Source organism: Kitasatospora sp. NPDC059462 (assembly GCF_042749955.1).
Taxonomy (GTDB): domain Bacteria; phylum Actinomycetota; class Actinomycetes; order Streptomycetales; family Streptomycetaceae; genus Kitasatospora.
The window spans coordinates 13703-30514 of record NZ_JBHYUU010000102.1; the positions used below are offsets into that span (position 1 = coordinate 13703).

The window sequence follows — 16812 nt, forward strand, 5'->3', positions numbered from 1 at the left end:
GTTCTACCCACCCCGGCGACGCCGTGCACCGCTCGCGAGGGGCATCGCAGGGGGGAGCCGCCCGGTGGGCCGGGCCTGTCGGGTGGCCGGGGGGGGGGTACGCGGCCCTGCGGTCGGAGAACCTTTCACGGGCGCGCCGGCTGTTCGCTCGGCTACGGGGCGAAGGGGCCCGGGGCGGTGAAGGCGTGGGCGGCGAAGCGCTGGGCGATGTGGTGGTGGGTGGCGGCGTCCGGGTGGAGCTGGTCGGGCAGGGGGAGGGTGGTGGCGTCGGCCTCGCCGTAGAGGTTGCGGCCGTCGAGGTGGTGGAGGTTCGGGTCGTCGGCGGCGCGCTGTTCGACGATGCGGGCCAGTTCGTCGCGGATGACGCCCAGGGTCAGCTTGCCGCTCGCGCGCTCGGCGGGGTCTCCCGTCGCGAGGAAGCGGACCTGTCCGGCGGCGAGGGCAGCGAGGTCGAGGGTGCAGGGGCCGGGTGTGTCCTCGACCGCGGGGCACAGGATGGGCGAGACGACCAGCAGCGGGGTGTCGGGATGTCCCTCGCGAATGGTGTCGAGGAAGCCGTGGACGGCAGGGGTGAAGGCGCGCAGGCGCATCAGGTCCTGGTTGACCACGTTGATGCCGATCTTGATGCTGATCAGGTCGGCGGGGGTGTCCCGGAGGGTGCGGGCGGTGAAGGGGTCGAGCAGGGCGTTGCCGCCCAGGCCCAGGTTGATCAGCTCGACGTCTCCGGCGGCGGCGGCGAGGGCGGCCCAGGTGGTGGTGGGGCTCGCGGCGTCGGAGCCGTGGCTGATGGAACTGCCGTGGTGCAGCCAGACCCTGCGGCCCCGGTCCGGTGCGGGCTCGACGGGGGCGTCGGTCCGCAGGGCGAGGAGTTCGGTGGTCTCGTTGTAGGGCAGCCAGATCTCGATGTCCTTGATCCGGTCGGGCAGGCCGTCGAAGCGCAGGGTGCCGGCGAGGCCGGGGCGGTGCTCGGCGGTCCTGGTGGCGATGTCGATGGTCAGCGTGTCGCCGCCGGCCACGCTCGCCCGGCCGGTGAGGCGGCCGTCGACGAGCAGGTCGTAGAGGCCCTCGGGCCGTGCGGGCAAGCCCGTGTAGAGGGTCTTGGTGGGGATGGTGTCCAGTTCGAGGGCGGTGGCGCGGGTGCGGAAGGCCAGGCGGACGCCTGCGGGCTGGGACTGTGCCCTGGCCAGTTGCGGGTCCGTGCACTGGGCGCGGGCCCAGGCGGGCAGCCGGTGGGGCAGCAGGCCGCGCCCGGTCCGCTCCGGGGCGAGGGCCCCGCGCAGCAGGTCGGCGGTGATGGGCGTGGTGATCCAGGTGCGCGGATCGTGCTGGTGGTCCATGGTGTCGGCCTGTCCGTCGGGGTTGTCGTGAGGGGGCGGTTCATGCGCCGGGGGTGCCGGTGGCGGGGCCCTCACCGGTGGGTGTGCAGGTCCCGCGGGGACTCCCAACAGGACGTCTAGATGTCTAGATGTCGGCGATGCTATCCCCCGTCGAGCGGCCGCCGGATGAACGAGCGGGGAACTTCACGGATCGCGCGCCGGGGGCCGGCCGCGCACTTCGACGCCCATGGGCCGACGGTCCGCCAGGTGGTCGCCGAGCCCGAACGCGCGGGCGCGGTGGAGGAGGTCCGGCGCGCGGTCGGGGTCCGGCGCGGGGCGGGGTCGTCCCCGATGTTGCCCCCCGATCCCCCTGCGCGGATGGCCGGGCCGACGGACAGCACGACGAGGCGGACCACCGCGGGCAGGACGCGCAACCGCGGAGGACGGCCGTCGTGGAGGGCGGGGCGGACCAGCACGGCGCCGGGGGTGAGCGGCCCGGTGAGCCGGTGACGCAGGCGGTGGTCCGGTCCGGGTGGGACGGGCCGAAGGCGGCGGGTGAGGACGTCCTGTCCGTCGGGGGCGTTCCCGCGTACGGCGGCCGTCGTGCACCACGCCGGAGCGCTACCGCGGGCGCCGCGCCGCGGGCCGGTCATGGTCGGCCAGCCGTTGCGGGCGGAACGGCTGCCCCGGTGGGGAGCGGCCCCGCAGTCGGCGCCCGCGGGTGTCTCAGGTCCCGGCCGGAAGGGTCCGCACGAAGACGTCCGAAACGCCGTAGCTCTTGCCGGGGACGATGGGCATCCCCGATTCGAAGGCGAAGGCGGCGCCGTCACCGGTCATCGCCACCGGCCCGGGAATCGCGCCGACCGGGCTGCCGTCCGACCAGACGCTCACGATCTGCACCTGGTCGGTCTCCCGCTTCCACATGAAGATCGGCGGCACCAGGTGCGGCGGCCGCCCCTCCGGGCTGTCCGGCATGAGGAGCACGGTCCGGCCGTCGGCGCTGAGCGAGGCGCAGCTGGTGATGTTGGTGAACGGGGTCGGGCGGGTGGTACCGGTCGCCACCTCGCGGATGAACGTGGTCGACTTCTGGTCGTTCGCCGTCACCGGGCTGCTGTCGGTGCGGTTGAAGAGCACCAGCCCGCCGTCCGCGCTGAGGGACAGCCGGCCGCTCAGCGTCCGCTCCGGGGTCGACCCGTCGTGCGCGACGTCCACGATCTGGCGCTCGCCGGTGTTCCGGTCGAGGAGGTGGACATGGCCGGTGGAGGGGGAGCCGCGCCTGATGTAGGTGTACGCGATGCGCTGCCCGTCGTCGCTGACGACGGGTCCGGCCGCGTCGTAGAACTCGGTTCCGGTGTTGGGCCGGCTCACCCATTGCGTCGTGCCGTCCAGCAGGTCGCGCACGTACACCCGGATGCCCTGGTCCGCCCCCGGTCCCGAGGGGGCGCCCGCCGAGAACACGACGTAGCGGCCGGAGCCGCTGATCCGGGCGGTGAGTGTGTAGCCGCCGGTGTAGTCGCCGAGGTCCACGTCCACCCGCCGGGTGACGCCGGTCGGCAGGTCGCGCACGTACATGCCGTTGTCGTTCGACCGGATCACGACCCGGTCGCCCGCGGCGCTGAAGTCCTGCACGACCCCGGGGACGGCTCCGATCCTCACCCTCTCCACGGTGCCTTCCTGCAGGTCGCGCAGGTATCCCCGGGGCTGGTTGCCGGGGAGCGGTGAGTCGAAGGGCACGAGGTTCGTCGCCCACGAGGTGAACGCGACGTACCTGCCGTTGCGGCTGATCACCGCGTTGCCCGACCCCCCGTTGGCCTGCGTCCCGTCGGTGGCCCTGCTGACCCACACCGTCCCGGTGCCGCCGGCCGCGGGATCGGCGGCCGCCGTCCCCATCGGCAGCAGCGCCGCCAGCAGGCCGGCCCCCAGCACGCGCGTCATCGCGGGTAAAAGCCTTCGCATTGTCCCCTCCTGAGCATCGGTGGCCCCGGCCCGACCCCCCTGCCGGCGCATGCCGCGATACAACCGCAGCGGGCCTGGGGCCGACAATCAGCCCGATGACGTACAACCTCGGGGACGCCTCGGTCGTCGGGGCCGCCGGGCAGCCGTGCGCACCCCTCGCCGGACGCCACCCCTGGTGCGGGTGGGGCTGTGGTGGAGGGTTGCGGCCGGCGGTTCGGGGCACGGCCCCGCCGAGGTTGCCGAAGACGGCACGGTGGCCGGCGGGGGGTTGCTCGTGAGGAGCGGTGTCACGTCGATGCCGGGCGGCTGTCGATGCCGGGAGGCTGTCGTGGCCGGGAGGCGGTCGGCTCCGGTGGTGGTGGCGTCGGGCACGGTGGCGGGGGTCAGAAACGCCGCCAGCGGGCGGAGGCGAACGAGAAGGCGCCGAACAGCAGCAGGCCCACCGCCGTGGCCGTGAGCAGTCCCGGGCCGGCGGGCGTGGCGGCGAAGGAGCGCAGGGTGTCGTCGATGCCCTTGGCGCGGTCCGGGTCGAACCGCACGGCCGCGGTGATGACGAAGACCCCCACTGCGGCGAACACCGCGCCGCGCGCCGTGTTGCCGACGATCCCGCCGGCCGTGACGGCGGCCCGGGTCCGCGGGCCCATCGCGCCGGTGTCCAGCTTGCGCAGGAACGTGCGCAGGAACGCACGGACGGCGATCCCGGTGCCGACCCCGACCAGGACCGCGCCGGCCGCGCCGACCAGGACGCGGCCGCCGGGCAGGCCGAGTGCGGTGGCCGTCCAGTCCTTGGACGTGCGGTCGCTGTCGGAGGCGGCGCCGACGCCCGCCGCGAAGACGGCGGTGCTCCAGCAGACCGAGGCGTAGAACGCCGCGCGCCCGGCGTCGAGGAGCCTGCTGCCCGGCTTCCCGTGCCCCTGGCCGCCGGCCGCGGCGCTCACCGCGCGCCACAGCGCCATGCAGGCGAAGCCTGCGGCGAGCAGCCACAGCAGTGCCCGGCCGAAGGGCTGGTCCGCGATCCGCTGGAGCGCGCCCTGGCGGTCGGCCTCCTCGGAGCCGCCCCGGCCCAGGGCGATCCGCAGGGCGAGGTAGCCGACCAGGACGTAGACGACGCCGCGGGCGGTGAAACCGGCCCGGCCCGCCGAGCGCGGGAACCGCTCGTTCCAGGCCGGGTGCCGGCGCCGGGCGTGCTGTGCGGTGGACACCATGACTCCTCCTCCGTGGGGAGCGCGTGCTGCGCCCGGCGGCCCGTGTGCCCGCCTCCGCGGCGGGTACACGTGGGCGGCGTTGCGCCGCTGCGCCGCTGCACCGTTGCACCGTTGCACCGGGACGGCTCGCCGGCCGGGGCCGTGCCGGTCGTCCGTCCTCGTGGCGCGGACGGGACGTCATGGTCGTCCTGGGGCCATCGGGTTCGTCCGGGACCGTCGCGCGTGGCGGTCCCGGGGGGGGCGGTGAGCATGGGGCGGTGAGCGAGGGGTGGTGGGATCGTGCGTCCGTGGGCCCCGGTCAGGAGCGGGGCGGCAGGCGGTGGAGCCGGACGTCGAGGAGCCGGCCGTCGTCGGCGCGGGCCGTGAGGAAGGTCGCGAACGGCTGACGGCGGCGGTCCGTGGGCGAGCCGGGGTTGAGCAGCCGCAGGCCGCCCGGGGTGGTGGTGTCCCAGGGGATGTGGCTGTGGCCGAAGACCAGGACGTCGGTGTCGGGGAACCGCGCCTCGCACCGCTGCTCGCGCCCGTGGGCCGGGCCGCTCTCGTGCACCACGGCGAAGCGCAGGCCCCGGAGTTCGACGCGGGCGGTCCCGGGCAGGCGCTCGCGCAGTGCGGGCCCGTCGTTGTTGCCGTGGACGGCGACCAGGCGCGCGGACCGCGCCAGCAGCAGGTCGAGGGTGGCGGTGTCGACCCAGTCGCCGGCGTGGAACACCACGTCGGCCTCGTCCACGGCCGCGAGCAGCGGTGCGGGCAGGTGCCGCGCACGCGTGGGGACATGGGTGTCCGAGGTGATCAGCAGGCGCATCCGGGACTCCGGCGGGGCGGCGGGTGGCGGGTGGCGGGTGGTGGGTCCGGGTGGTGGGTGATGGTGGTGGGTCCGATCCTGCCCGGACCGCATCGCCGGGGGTGGGCGCAACGCCGGGTCACGACGCCCGCCCGGCCGGGGCCGCGTGGGGCGAACCGTTCCCGGCGGTGTCCGGCGTCCCGGCGGGCGGTGCCGTGCGGTCGGTAGCATCGGCCGCATGGCGGAGCGGGTGGAGCAGGCGGGGCCGGGCGAGCGGGCGGGGTGGCTGGACGAGCACGAGGACGAGGTCTGGAGCGGCTTCTTCGAGACCCAGGTGCTGTTCTGGCGCCGCCTCGCCCAGCAGTTGCAGCAGGAGACCGGCCTGTCCGAGCCGGACCTCGCCATCCTCCAGGCCCTGTCGGCCGCCCCCGGCGGGAAGCTGCGGCCCTACCGGCTGAGCGGGGTCACCCAGTTCGAGAAGAGCCGGCTGCACCACCACCTGACCCGGATGGCCGGGCGCGGCCTGGTCACCCGCGAGCCCTGCCCGGGGGCCGGGCGCGGCGCCGTGGTGGCCCTCACGGAGGAGGGCCGGGCCGCCGTCGCCGCCGCGCTGCCCCGGCGTGCGGCGCACATCCGCCGCTGGCTGACCGGTCCGCTGACGGAGGATCAGCGGCGGGAACTCGTCGGCATCTGCGCCGACTTGACGCAACGACTGAAGGACGACCGGCCCGCACCCTGAAACCCGCCGAAGCCGGTTGACGTGTCAACCCAGCGCGCCCATGCTTGGGTTGACACGTCAACTCGATGCCGTACCGGGGGGACCGCCGTGCGCTTCCTGCTCCTGCCCCACCTTCCCGACCGGTCCAAGCCGGACCACGACCAGCTGCGCGAACTCGTCGACTACGCCGTGTTCGCCGAGGAGCTGGGCTTCGACGCCTACGGCATCGGCGAGCGGCACGACCGCCCCGCCGTCTCCAGCTCCCCGCCCGTCCTGCTCGCCCACATCGCCGCCCTCACCTCGCGGATACGGCTGTTCACCGCCGTCACCACCCTCGGCATGCTCGACCCGCTGCGCGCCTACGAGGACTACGCCACCGTGGACCACCTCGCCGGGGGCCGGCTGGACCTGATCGTCGCCAAGGGCGCCTACCCGCGTTCCTCGCGCCTGTTCGGCGTCACCCGGGAGAACCAGTGGGAGCTGCTGCAGGAGAACTACCTGCTGTTCCGCCGGCTGTGGCGGCAGGAGCGGGTCACCTGGCAGGGCCGGCTCGGCCGCTCGCTGGAGGACGCCGAGGCGCTGCCGCGCCCCTTGCGGCCCGAGATCCGCATCTGGCACGGCGCCGGGAGCAACCCGGACTCCGCCGACTTCGCCGCCCGCCACGGCGACCCGCTGTTCACCCCCAACGGCGCCGGCGCCATCGGCCCGTACGCCGCGATCGTGCGCCACTACCGGGAACGCTGGGCGGCGTACGGCCGCGACCCGGCGCGCGCCCTGGTCGGCGCGGGCACGGCGGGCTACTTCGGCGCCCGCACCTCGCAGGAGGCGGTGGCGCGTTACCGCCCGGTCTTCGAGGCCCGGCTGAAGGTCAACCGGGCCTTCGACGGTGCCTCGATCCGTTTCGACACCGTCGAGGAGTGGATCGAGCACGGCCCGGTGCTGGTCGGCAGCCCCCAGCAGATCGTCGAGAAGGTGCTGGGCCAGCACGCGCACTTCGGCCACGAGCTGCTCCACCTGCACGTGGACGGCGAGGTCCTGGACCGCGCCGACTATCTCGGCACGCTGGAGCTGTTCTTCGCGGAGATCGCCCCGGTGCTCCGCCGCGAACTGCCCAGCCGCCCGCTGGACGAGGCGTAGCGGCGCAGGGGCCGGCCGGAACGGCCTGACCCGTCCGATCGAGGTCGGGCGGCTTTTTCAGGGGCGTTCGACCGGCCGGTACGGCTGTTGGTCGTGGCTGAGATGCAGGGACCGGTCGACGTAGCGCCAGGCGACGGTGCGTCTGCTCAGCGCCCATGCCGGGGAGCCGTGCCGGGCCTTTTCCACCCAGGTCCGGAGCTCGGGGAGCGCCTGTTCGCGCAGCACCTGGCGGGCGGTGGCCCGCTCGCTGCTCGCGACGGGGCCGATGGTGATCCACACGCTCGACCACCAGTCGGGAGGCAGGCCGGTGCCGTAGTTCGAGCCGGCCGGTGGCACCCACCTGGCCCTGAGGAGGGTTCCGTCCGTCCGGTGGTGGTCGGAGAAGCCGATCCGGAGGGTGCTGGAGGGCCTCTCGCCGAGGGCGGAGCAGATGTCCGTCGAGGTGAGCGGCCACGACAGGTGCCGCGGCAGACGGCGGTTTCGAGCTGGCACGCGCCCGAGAATCGCAGAGGTCCCGGTCGGGGCACCAGGGGATTTCGGCCCGGCCCTCCACGGGGCCGGCCGGATGGCGCCGGCGGCGATCCGCCGGGCACGGCTAGCCGGTGGGGGTGGTCGGGGGTGGTTCGGCAGCGGCCGGAGGTGCGGCGGTGCGGTGGCGTCGGCGCCGGGCTGTGCGCAGGGTGAGGCCGCTGCCGGCTGCGGCGGTGACGAGGACGGCGCTGACGCCGCCTGCGGCGGCGAGGATGTAGGGGAGGTTGCTGTCGAGGTGGTCCTCGTTGATGCGCAGGTAGGTGAGGCCGACGGTGGTGGAGGCGAGGGTGGCCAGGGCCGTCGTGACGGTGGAGGTGACCAGGGCCTCGGTGAGCTGGACGGCGGTCAGGCGGCGGCGGGCGATGCCGAGGGCGCGCAGGGCGAACCATTCCCGGCGGTGTCCGGCGTCCTCGGCGAGGGTCAGGACGGCGCCGAGGACGGTGATGGCGGCGGCGACGGTCAGCCCGAGCAGGACCCAGCTGCCGGTGCCGTCGAGGACCTCGGACAGCTGGTAGGAGTTGACCAGCCGGTAGGCGGGTGAGGAGGAGACGACCCAGGTTCCGGCGCTCTCCCAGGCGGCGGCGTCCACGGGGATGCGCATGTAGGTGGAGATCAGGAACGGGGTGCCCAGCGCGGCGAGGGCGCCGTCGTCGGGCGGCAGCACCATGAGGGCCTCGACCGGGGCGTCCGAGCCGGACGGCAGTTCCAGGGTCGTGGCAACGGGCGGAATGCTCGCCTGCCGTGTCCGGTCGGCGGAGCGCAGGATCAGCTCGCCCCCCACATCCGGCGCTCCGCCCACGTGCGGTGAGTCAGCGGTGCGCAGCATCATCCGGCCGCCGGTGCAGTCGGGGAGGGGCCCGGCCAGGAGGGTTTCCAGCTGGGGGCAGGTGGCGACGAGCGCGGTGTGGGCGGGGCGGGTGGCGGGGTCCTGTCCGGGGGACCACAGGGCGACGGCGGGGACGGGGCCGCGGACGGCGTCCGGTGGCTCGCCGAGCCGCAGGGGCACGGCTTCCAGGGTCTCGGCCCTGGCGAGGAGGTCGGTGTGGCCGGCGGCCCGGGCGGCTGCGGCCCAGGGCAGGTTGGGCTGGGCCATGACCTGGGAGACCGGTTGGGCGGCGCCGACGGCGAAGACGGCGATGCCGACCATTCCGGCCACGCGGAAGCGGGTCTGCGGGTCCGCCGCCAGCCGTCGCATCGCCAGCAGCCAGATGACGCCGGCCTCGATGCGGCCCAGGAGCCGGGCCAGCCACTGGCCCGCCCAGGCGGCTGCGCTGGGCAGGCCGGTGCCCAGCAGCACGATGGCGGTCCACAACAGCGGGTCGCGGGCCTTGTGCCGGGCGTAGGCCGCCGCGAGGAGCAGCAGTCCGGCGCCGAACAGCAGCGCCACCCAGGGGCTGGTGAGCCGGACCGGTTTGAGGAAGCGCACACTGCGTGAGGCGCGGTCGGAGCCGGCCGCGGTGGCCGCGCCCAGAATCGCGGCGAGAGCGGTGACCCCGAGGACGGCGAGTGCCGACCGTCCGGTCGGCACGTGCAGGTCGGCGCCGAACAGGCGGCGGCCGGTGACCGGGAGGGCGAAGGTGTCCGGCAGCAGGAGGGGCCAGGCGAGCGCGGCCAGCAGTGCGCCGGCGGCGACCGGTGCGGCGCTCTCCAGCGCGCCGGCCAGCCGGGCGTGGGCGGCGGGCAGGCCGAGCAGGCGCAGGGCCTGGTAGCGGGTGGTGCGGACCTGGCGGCCGAAGCGGCTCGCGGTCAGGACGAGGGCGAGCGCGGGCATGACCAGGAACAGCATGCACCCCAGCGCCGGGTACCAGCCGAACCCTGGTCCTCCCCTGTCGCCGAAGCCCGTCAACGGGCCCTGCTGGGTTCCCAGTTCCTCCGGTGGCACGCCGACGTAGGCGAGCAGTTGGCCCGCGCCGGCGACGGCGGTTCGGGGAAGGACGTCGGTGTCCACCGTGGCGAACCACTCGGCGAGCGGGGAGCCGGTGCTGTGGATCAGTTCGTCCAGCGCGGGGCTGACCAGGGCCTGTCCCGGACGCGGCCAGGCGGAGATCCCCGGCGGGAACGGCCCGCGGCCGTCCGGGTCGGCGACCCGGACGATCTTGATGCGGCGGCCGTCGTGGTGGTGCTCCACTTCCGTCCACCCGGTCTCGGCCACCCCCTGCCTGCTGAACACCGGCTCGCCGCCGAAGCCGGGCGGCGGACCGAACACCGGCACCATCGCGCCGGAGCGGGCGCTCTCGCGTCCCTGCATCGCCGCCGCGCCGAACGTGGCCAGCACCCCCAGTGCGGCCACCGCACCGACCAGGGTGAGCAGCGCGACCCGGCGCCGCGCCCCACGGGACAGCACCGTGCGCCACGCGACCGCCACGGCCGTCGCCCAGGACGCGCTCACGCGGCTTCCACCACCCGTCCGCCGGCCAGGACCACGGTCCGGTCGGTGCGGGCCGCAAGGAGGCGGTCGTGGGTGACCAGCACCACCGCCGCCCCGTGCTCTCTGGCCTGTTCCAGGAGCAGGCCGAACACCACCTCGGAGTTGTGGTCGTCCAGGGCGCCCGTCGGCTCGTCGGCGAAGACCACGTCCGGGCGGTGCACCAGCGCACGCGCGATCGCCGCGCGCTGCAACTCGCCTCCGGACACCTCCCCCACGGTCCGGCGCCCCAACCGGCCGATCCCGAGCGCGTCCAGCTGCTGCGCCGCCCGCCTGCGTGCCTCGCCGGCCCGCACGCCTTGCAGGCGCACCGGCAGCGAGACGTTCTCCAGCAGCGTCAGCTCCGGCACCAGGTCTCCGAACTGGAAGACGAAGCCGAAGTGGGAGCGGCGCAGTTCGTCGCGCTGGCGGGCCGTCATGTTCTCGACCGGCCGGTCACGGAAGAGGACGCTGCCGCTGTCGGCGAGGAGGAGTCCGGAGAGGCAGTGGAGCAGGGTGGTCTTCCCCGAGCCGGAGGCGCCCACCACTCCCACCACCTCTCCGGGGCCGATGCTCAGATCGACTCCTGCCACCGCGGGGGCCGGGCCGTAACTCAGGTGCAGGGCCCGGGCTTGCAGGACTGGTGGCACGCGTTCACTCCTCGCGGCGGCCGGTGAACCGACGGATCAGGTGGTGGTGGCGACCCACCTTGCTGCGGGCCGAGTGGTCCGAGTTGAACGAGTAGTGGACGTAACAGTAGTCACTGTCGTTGTGGTCGACGTCCCGGATGCTCCCGGCGCCCCGTGCGCGCCTCCGGTCGGTCCCGTGTGCGTGCCGCAGGCCCGGAGCGCGGTGCTCCGGGCCTGCGGTGGGTGCGGGGGGGGCGGGTCAGATCATGTGGAGGCCGCCGTTGACCTGGATGGTCTCGCCGTGGACGAAGCTCGCCGCGGGGGAGCACAGGAAGGTGATGACGGAGGCGACCTCCTCGGGGCGGCCGAGGCGGCCCATGGGGGTGGCGGCGAGGGCGTCGTGGCCGCGGGTGGCGACGTAGTCGCGGGTCATGGGGGTCTCGATGATGCCCGGGGAGACGGTGTTGACGCGGGCGTGGCCGCCCAGTTCCCAGGCGAGGCTGCGGGAGAAGGCGAGCAGGGCGCCCTTGGTCGCGGCGTAGTGGGCGTGGCGGATGCTGCCGCGGTGGCCCGCCATGGAGGCGAGGTTGACGATGGCGCCGTTCTTGTTGAGGTGCGGCAGGACGGCGCGGGTGAGGAAGAAGACGCCGTCGAGGTTGACGGACACGACGGTCCTCCACTGCTCGTCGGTCATGTCGGCGACGGCCTGTTCGGGGTAGATCCCGGCGGCGGGCACCAGGAAGTCGACCGAGCCGAACTCCTCGACGGCGGCGGCGACGAAGGCGGTGTTGCTCTGCGCCGAGGCCGCGTCCAGGTGCCGGGTCAGCACCCGGCCGGCGCCGGGCCCCAGGGAGGCGGCGAACTCCTCCAGGGCCGCCGGGTCGAGGTCGCCCAGCGCCAGGTGGGCGCCGGCCGCGTGGAACTGGCGGGCGACCTCGCGGGCGATGGCGCCGCCCGCGCCGGAGAGCAGCAGGGTCCTGCCGTGGAAGGGGGTGGGGTCACTCGGCGGTGTCATTCTCGTCCTCGCGAAAGAGTTCGGGGTGCTGGACCAGCTGGAGCCGCGTGCGGCGGATGTGTCCGGTGAGGAAGCGTTCGGCGTCCTCGGGGTCGCCGCGCCGGATCGCCTCGATGATCAGGCGGTGTTCGGCGTGGATCAGTTCCCAGCCGGTGGCGTCGGTGATGCGGGCGAACGCGCGGCGGTAGTGCTGGGTGGTGTTCCAGAAGCGGTCCACCATCTCGGTGAGCTGGCCGGCCGGGCAGCCGGCGTAGGTGAGCAGGTGCAGGCGGCGGTCCAGGACGAGGAAGCGGTCGACGTCGGTGGTGGCCTCGATCCGGCCCGCGAGGTCGGCGAGTTCGGCGATCTGGGCGGCGCTCAGGTGCGGGATGCTCTCGCTGAGCGCGAGCGGTTCGAGGCGTTCCCTGATCTTGTAGACGCCCTCGCACTCGCGCATGTCCATCTTGGAGACCCAGGCGCCGCTGTTGGACTTGACGACGGTCAGTCCCTCGGCGGCGAGGATCCTCAGGGCCTCGCGGACCGGCAGGCGGCTGGCGCCGAGCCGTTCGGCGACCTGTTCCTGCATGATCCGGGCGCCGGGCGGCAGTTCGCCGTTCAGGATGGCGCGGCGCAGGTGGTCGGCGACCCGCTGGCTGGCGACGGCGGAGGCGTTCGGGCCGGTGGTCGGTTTCTGGGGCACGGCGGGTACGGCTCGCTTTCCGGTGCGCGGGCGGTGTTCAGTCGGAAGGCTGCCACAACGGCGTGGGCGTGCCGTGGGCGCACCTCTTGCCGTGCGGGTAGGAGACCAGTTCCAGCTGCATCCCCCAGGGGGTGAGGAAGTAGACCCAGCGCTGGCCCTGGCTGGGGCCGCTGCTCGCGGTCGGCTCGCCGAGGATCCGTACCCCGTGGCGGCGCAGGTGCTCGACGGCGGCGTCGAGGTCGGTGACGTAGAACGCCAGGTGGTGGCCGCCGATGTCGCTGTTGCGGGGCTGGTCCGTGCGCCGGTCGGGGGCCTCGTACGCGAAGATCTCGAAGTCGGGTCCGCCGGGGCAGCGCAGGAAGCGCAGTTCGCGCATGACGGCGCGCGGGTGCACGTTCAGGTGCTCGGTCATCCAGGTGCCCTCGTGGTGGAAGGGCCCGAGCGTGTAGAGGTGCCGGCAGCCGATCACCTCGACGAAGAAGCGGGTCGCCTCGTCGAGGTCGGGGACGGTGAAGCCGATGTGCTCGACCCCGGTGAGCCCCGGCAGTCCCTGGGGTGGGGCTTCCTCGCCCCCCGGTGAATGGATCCATTGACCTGGCATGGATATCACCCTGGTCCGCACACAGTGCCGTAGTCAAGGGGATTCGCCGCCGCTGGAACATCACACTCCGATAACGGGGGTTGGCTATGGATCCATTCGCTGCGACAGTGCTGGTCGAAACACCTAGGGAGCTCATATGCCTACACACCGGAAACTGGCCGCGGCATCGCCCTGGACGCAGCTGACGGCGACCCGCAGGGACTGGCAGGACGCCGATCCCGCGCTGCTGACCTCGATGTTCGCCCAGACCCTGCTGATCAGGACCTTCGAGGAGTACGTCCTCGACCTCGCCTCCCAGGGGCTGGTCCACGGCCCGGCCCACTCCAGCATCGGCCAGGAGGGCGGCGCGGTCGGCTCCGTGCACGCGCTGACCAGCGCGGACTTCGTCGGCGGCTCGCACCGCGGCCACCACCAGTTCCTCGCCAAGGCGCTGGGCCACGTCGCCCCGCACGGCATCGACCCGCGCCTGCCGGTGAGCGAGGACGTGCGCACCGTCCTCACCCGCAGCCTCGCCGAGATCTGCGGCCTGGCCCGCGGCTTCTGCCGGGGCCGGGGCGGATCCATGCACCTGCAGTGGCGCGAGGCCGGGGCGATGGGCACCAACGCCATCGTCGGCGGCGGCGTCCCGCAGTCCGCCGGATTCGCCTGGTCGGCCCGCCAGGCCGGCACCGACGCCGTGTCGGTCGCCTACTTCGGCGACGGCGCGGTGAACATCGGCTCCGTCCTGGAGACCATGAACCTCGCCGCCGCCTGGAAACTGCCGCTCTGCTTCTTCATCGAGAACAACCGCTACGCCGTCTCCACCCACGTGGAGGAGGTCACCGCCGAACCCCGGCTGTCCGCACGCGGCCTGGGCTTCAACATCCCGTCCTGGCAGGTGGACGGCATGGACCCGCTCGCCACCCACCTCGCCATGCGCGAAGCCGTCGCCCACATGCGCGCCGGAGGCGGCCCCACCATCGTGGAGGCCGAGGTCTACCGCTACTACCACCAGAACGGCCCGTTCCCCGGCAGCGCGTTCGGCTACCGCACCAAGGACGAGGAACAGCAGTGGCGCGCCCGCGACCCGCTGGACCTCCTCGCCCGGCAGCTGACCGAACGCGCCGTCCTGGACGCCGCGGCCGTCGAGGAGTGCACGGCACGGGCCCGGGAACTGCTCGCCTCCATCGGCGACGAACTGCTGGAACCCGACCCCGACGGCAAGCCCGGAAAGCGCCGCATCAAGCCCGCCGAATGGCCCGACCCGTCCTTCCGCGACGTGGGCGTACGCGGCGACCTCTCGGAGTTCGACACCGTGCGCCAGGCCGACCTGGACACCTTCACCGGCGCCACCGCCGAGCGCCGGTTCATCGACGTCGTCTCCGAGGTGATGCGCCGCCGCATGGCCGAGGACGAGTCGATCGTCGTCATGGGCGAGGACGTCCACCGCCTCAAGGGCGGCACCAACGGCGCCACCAAGGGCCTGGCCGAAGCCCACCCCGACCGCTGCCTGGGCACCCCCATCAGCGAGAACGCCTTCGCCGGACTCGGCTGCGGCATCGCCCTGGACGGCCGCTACACACCCGTGGTCGAGTTCATGTACGCGGACTTCATGTGGGTCGCGGCCGACCAGATCTTCAACCAGATCGGCAAGGCCCGGCACATGTTCGGCGGCGACGGCGACGTGCCGCTCGTCCTGCGCAGCAAGGTCGCCATGGGCACCGGCTACGGCTCCCAGCACTCCATGGACCCCGCCGGCGTCTTCGCCACGGCGCCCGGCTGGCGGATCGTCGCCCCCTCCACCCCCTTCGACTACGTCGGCCTGATGAACTCCGCGCTGACCTGCAAGGACCCGGTGGTGGTGCTGGAGCACGTGGACCTGTACAACTCCACCGGCACCGGCCCGGTGGACGACCTCGACTACTGCCTGCCGGTGGGCAGGGCCGCGGTGCGCCGCACCGGCTCGGCCCTCACCGTCGTCTCCTACCTCGCGATGACCGGCCACGTCCTGGAGGCCGTCGAACAACTCGGGCTGGACGCCGAGGTGATCGACCTGCGCTGGCTGGACCGGGCCAGCCTGGACTGGGACACCCTCGGCGCGAGCATCCGCAAGACCAACAACGTGCTCCTCGCCGAACAGGGCCCCCTCGGCACCTCCTACGGCGGCTGGCTGGCCGACGAGATCCAGCGCCGCTACTTCGACTGGCTCGACCAGCCGGTCCAGCGCCTCACCGCCGGGGAGTCCTCCCCCAGCATCAGCAAGGTGCTGGAACGCGCGGCCATCGCGCGGACCCCGGAGGCCGTGGCCGCCCTTCGCCGGACCACCGCCAACCGGCCCTGACCCCGCCCCCGACCCCACGTGACCCAGGAGGGTCCCCCATGGCCGAACTGTTCCGCATGCCGGCGGTGTCCGCCGACGACACGACGGGGGTGCTGTCCGCCTGGCCGGTGGCCGAGGGCGCCGCCTTCGCGGCCGGCGACGCGCTGATCTGCATCGAGACCGACAAGGCGGAGGTCGACGTCCCCGCCGAACACCCCGGCGTCCTGCTCAGGACGCTGTACGAGCCCGGCACCGTGATCGAGGTGGGCACCCCCGTCGCGGTCCTCGGCGCACCGGACGAGCCCGTCGGGGACCTCGACGCGCTGCTCGCCGAACTGGGCGTGGCCCCCGCCACCGCAGCGGACGTCATCCGCCCCGAACGCCGGACGGTCCCCGACTCCCCCGCCCCCCACTCCCCCGCACCGGCCGAACCCGCCGGGCCGGCCACGGCACCCGCAGCGCCCGCAGCAGCCGAGGCGCCCGAGGCACTCGCGGCGCCCGCGGCCGGCGGCGTCCCGCCCGTGCCCGGCGGGCGGCTGTTCAGCAGCCCCCTCGCCCGGCGGCTGGCCCGCGAGGCCGGGCTGGAACTGGCCGAGCTGGCCGGCACCGGCCCCGGGGGCCGGATCGTGCGCCGCGACGTCGAGGCCGCCGTCGCCGCCCGGCACCGGGCGCAGCCGAGCGCCGTGCCCCGGGAACCGGCGCAGCGCACCGCGCCCCCCACGCCCCCGCTCCCGCCCACCCCGGCGGGCCCGGCCGCCCCGTCCGCCCCGTCCGCCCCGGCGGGCTCGGCGGGCTCGGCGGGCTCGGGCCACCAGGACATCCCGCACACCCGGATGCGGCGGGCCATCGCCGCACGGCTGACCGAGAGCAAGCAGCACACCCCGCACTTCTACCTCCGCGCCACCTGCGAGGTGGACGAACTGCTCGCCTTCCGCCGGCGGATCAACGCGGCGAGCCCGGTCAAGGTCTCCCTCAACGACCTCCTGGTCAAGGCCGCCGCGCTCGCGCACACGGCCGTCCCCGAGATGAACGCCACCTGGCACGCCGACGCCGTGCGCCGCTACGAGAGCGTGGACATCTGCATCGCCGTCGCCGCCGAGCGCGGGCTGCTGACGCCGGTGCTGCGCGGCGTCGAGCGCATGTCGCTGTCGGCGCTCGCCACCGCGACCCGCGAGCGCGCGCAGCAGGCGCGCGCCGGCACCCTGCGTCAGGGCGACCTGGAAGGCGGCTCCCTGACCATCTCCAACCTCGGGATGTACGGGGTCGAGGAGTTCGCCGCCATCATCAACCCGCCGCAGGCCGCGATCCTGGCCGTCGGCGCGGTCCGGGACCAGGCCGTGGTCCGCGACGGCGCGCTCACGGCGGCCAAGGCGATGACGGTGGTCCTCTCCGTGGACCACCGGCCGGTGGACGGCGCCGTCGCCGCCCGCTGGCTCGCCGCCTTCACCGGCGCGCTCACCGACCCGATGCGGATCGTGGTCTGAGCCCGTCCCCCCTCCCCCGGGCGGTGCGGCACGCGCCCCACCCCTCCCTTCGCGGGC

The 16812-nt window shown here is 74.3% G+C and carries 14 protein-coding genes; 4 read left to right on the forward strand and 10 right to left on the reverse strand.

Annotation, left to right across the window (positions count from 1 at the left end):
• Positions 1-152: 152 nt before the first annotated feature.
• From ACFXAM_RS23850 to ACFXAM_RS23865, 4 genes are all read right to left on the reverse strand, one after another.
• Positions 153-1337 carry a GDSL-type esterase/lipase family protein gene (locus ACFXAM_RS23850; RefSeq protein WP_380294253.1) on the reverse strand — a complete coding sequence of 395 codons (1185 nt, stop codon included), beginning with the start codon at positions 1335-1337 and terminating at the stop codon, positions 153-155.
• A 705-nt stretch (positions 1338-2042) separates the two neighbouring features.
• Positions 2043-3251, reverse strand: coding sequence for a hypothetical protein (locus ACFXAM_RS23855; protein WP_380294254.1), 1209 nt, complete (start codon positions 3249-3251; stop codon positions 2043-2045).
• 404 nt (positions 3252-3655) lie between these two features.
• Positions 3656-4477 (reverse strand): DUF1206 domain-containing protein, encoded by an 822-nt coding sequence (locus tag ACFXAM_RS23860; protein ID WP_380294255.1) that lies wholly within the window; start codon positions 4475-4477, stop codon positions 3656-3658.
• A gap of 298 nt (positions 4478-4775) precedes the next feature.
• Positions 4776-5279, reverse strand: a complete 504-nt coding sequence (locus ACFXAM_RS23865; RefSeq protein WP_380294256.1) for a metallophosphoesterase family protein — start codon at positions 5277-5279, stop codon at positions 4776-4778.
• Between the two features lie 217 nt (positions 5280-5496).
• On the opposite strand from ACFXAM_RS23865, the gene ACFXAM_RS23870 reads away from it, so the two are divergent.
• The gene (locus ACFXAM_RS23870; RefSeq protein WP_380294257.1) at positions 5497-5997 is read left to right on the forward strand and encodes a MarR family winged helix-turn-helix transcriptional regulator; all 501 of its coding nucleotides are present in this window, start codon (positions 5497-5499) and stop codon (positions 5995-5997) included.
• An 87-nt stretch (positions 5998-6084) separates the two neighbouring features.
• On the forward strand, positions 6085-7113 hold the full coding sequence (locus ACFXAM_RS23875) for an LLM class flavin-dependent oxidoreductase (RefSeq protein WP_380294258.1): 1029 nt from the start codon (positions 6085-6087) through the stop codon (positions 7111-7113).
• A gap of 57 nt (positions 7114-7170) precedes the next feature.
• On the opposite strand, the gene ACFXAM_RS23880 is transcribed toward ACFXAM_RS23875, so the two are convergent.
• From ACFXAM_RS23880 to ACFXAM_RS23905, 6 genes are all read right to left on the reverse strand, one after another.
• On the reverse strand, positions 7171-7605 hold the full coding sequence (locus tag ACFXAM_RS23880; RefSeq protein WP_380294259.1) for a hypothetical protein: 435 nt from the start codon (positions 7603-7605) through the stop codon (positions 7171-7173).
• A gap of 103 nt (positions 7606-7708) precedes the next feature.
• Positions 7709-10033 (reverse strand): hypothetical protein, encoded by a 2325-nt coding sequence (locus ACFXAM_RS23885; protein WP_380294260.1) that lies wholly within the window; start codon positions 10031-10033, stop codon positions 7709-7711.
• Positions 10030-10698, reverse strand: coding sequence for an ABC transporter ATP-binding protein (locus tag ACFXAM_RS23890; RefSeq protein ID WP_380294261.1), 669 nt, complete (start codon positions 10696-10698; stop codon positions 10030-10032). Before ACFXAM_RS23890 ends, ACFXAM_RS23885 begins: the two co-directional genes overlap by 4 nt.
• Before the next feature lie 238 nt (positions 10699-10936).
• Positions 10937-11692, reverse strand: a complete 756-nt coding sequence (locus ACFXAM_RS23895; protein ID WP_380294262.1) for an SDR family NAD(P)-dependent oxidoreductase — start codon at positions 11690-11692, stop codon at positions 10937-10939.
• A complete protein-coding gene (locus ACFXAM_RS23900) occupies positions 11676-12371 on the reverse strand; it encodes a GntR family transcriptional regulator (RefSeq protein WP_380294263.1) in 696 nt (231 codons plus the stop codon). The genes ACFXAM_RS23895 and ACFXAM_RS23900 overlap by 17 nt, the downstream gene beginning before the upstream one ends.
• Positions 12372-12408: 37 nt before the next feature.
• The gene (locus tag ACFXAM_RS23905) at positions 12409-12972 is read right to left on the reverse strand and encodes a VOC family protein (RefSeq protein WP_380294264.1); all 564 of its coding nucleotides are present in this window, start codon (positions 12970-12972) and stop codon (positions 12409-12411) included.
• A gap of 136 nt (positions 12973-13108) precedes the next feature.
• On the opposite strand from ACFXAM_RS23905, the gene ACFXAM_RS23910 reads away from it, so the two are divergent.
• Together ACFXAM_RS23910 and ACFXAM_RS23915 are read left to right on the forward strand one after the other, a co-directional pair.
• Positions 13109-15292: a thiamine pyrophosphate-dependent enzyme gene (locus ACFXAM_RS23910; RefSeq protein ID WP_380294265.1), complete on the forward strand. Its 2184-nt coding sequence runs from the start codon at positions 13109-13111 to the stop codon at positions 15290-15292.
• 38 nt (positions 15293-15330) lie between these two features.
• Positions 15331-16755 (forward strand): dihydrolipoamide acetyltransferase family protein, encoded by a 1425-nt coding sequence (locus tag ACFXAM_RS23915; protein ID WP_380294266.1) that lies wholly within the window; start codon positions 15331-15333, stop codon positions 16753-16755.
• Positions 16756-16812 lie beyond the last annotated feature (57 nt).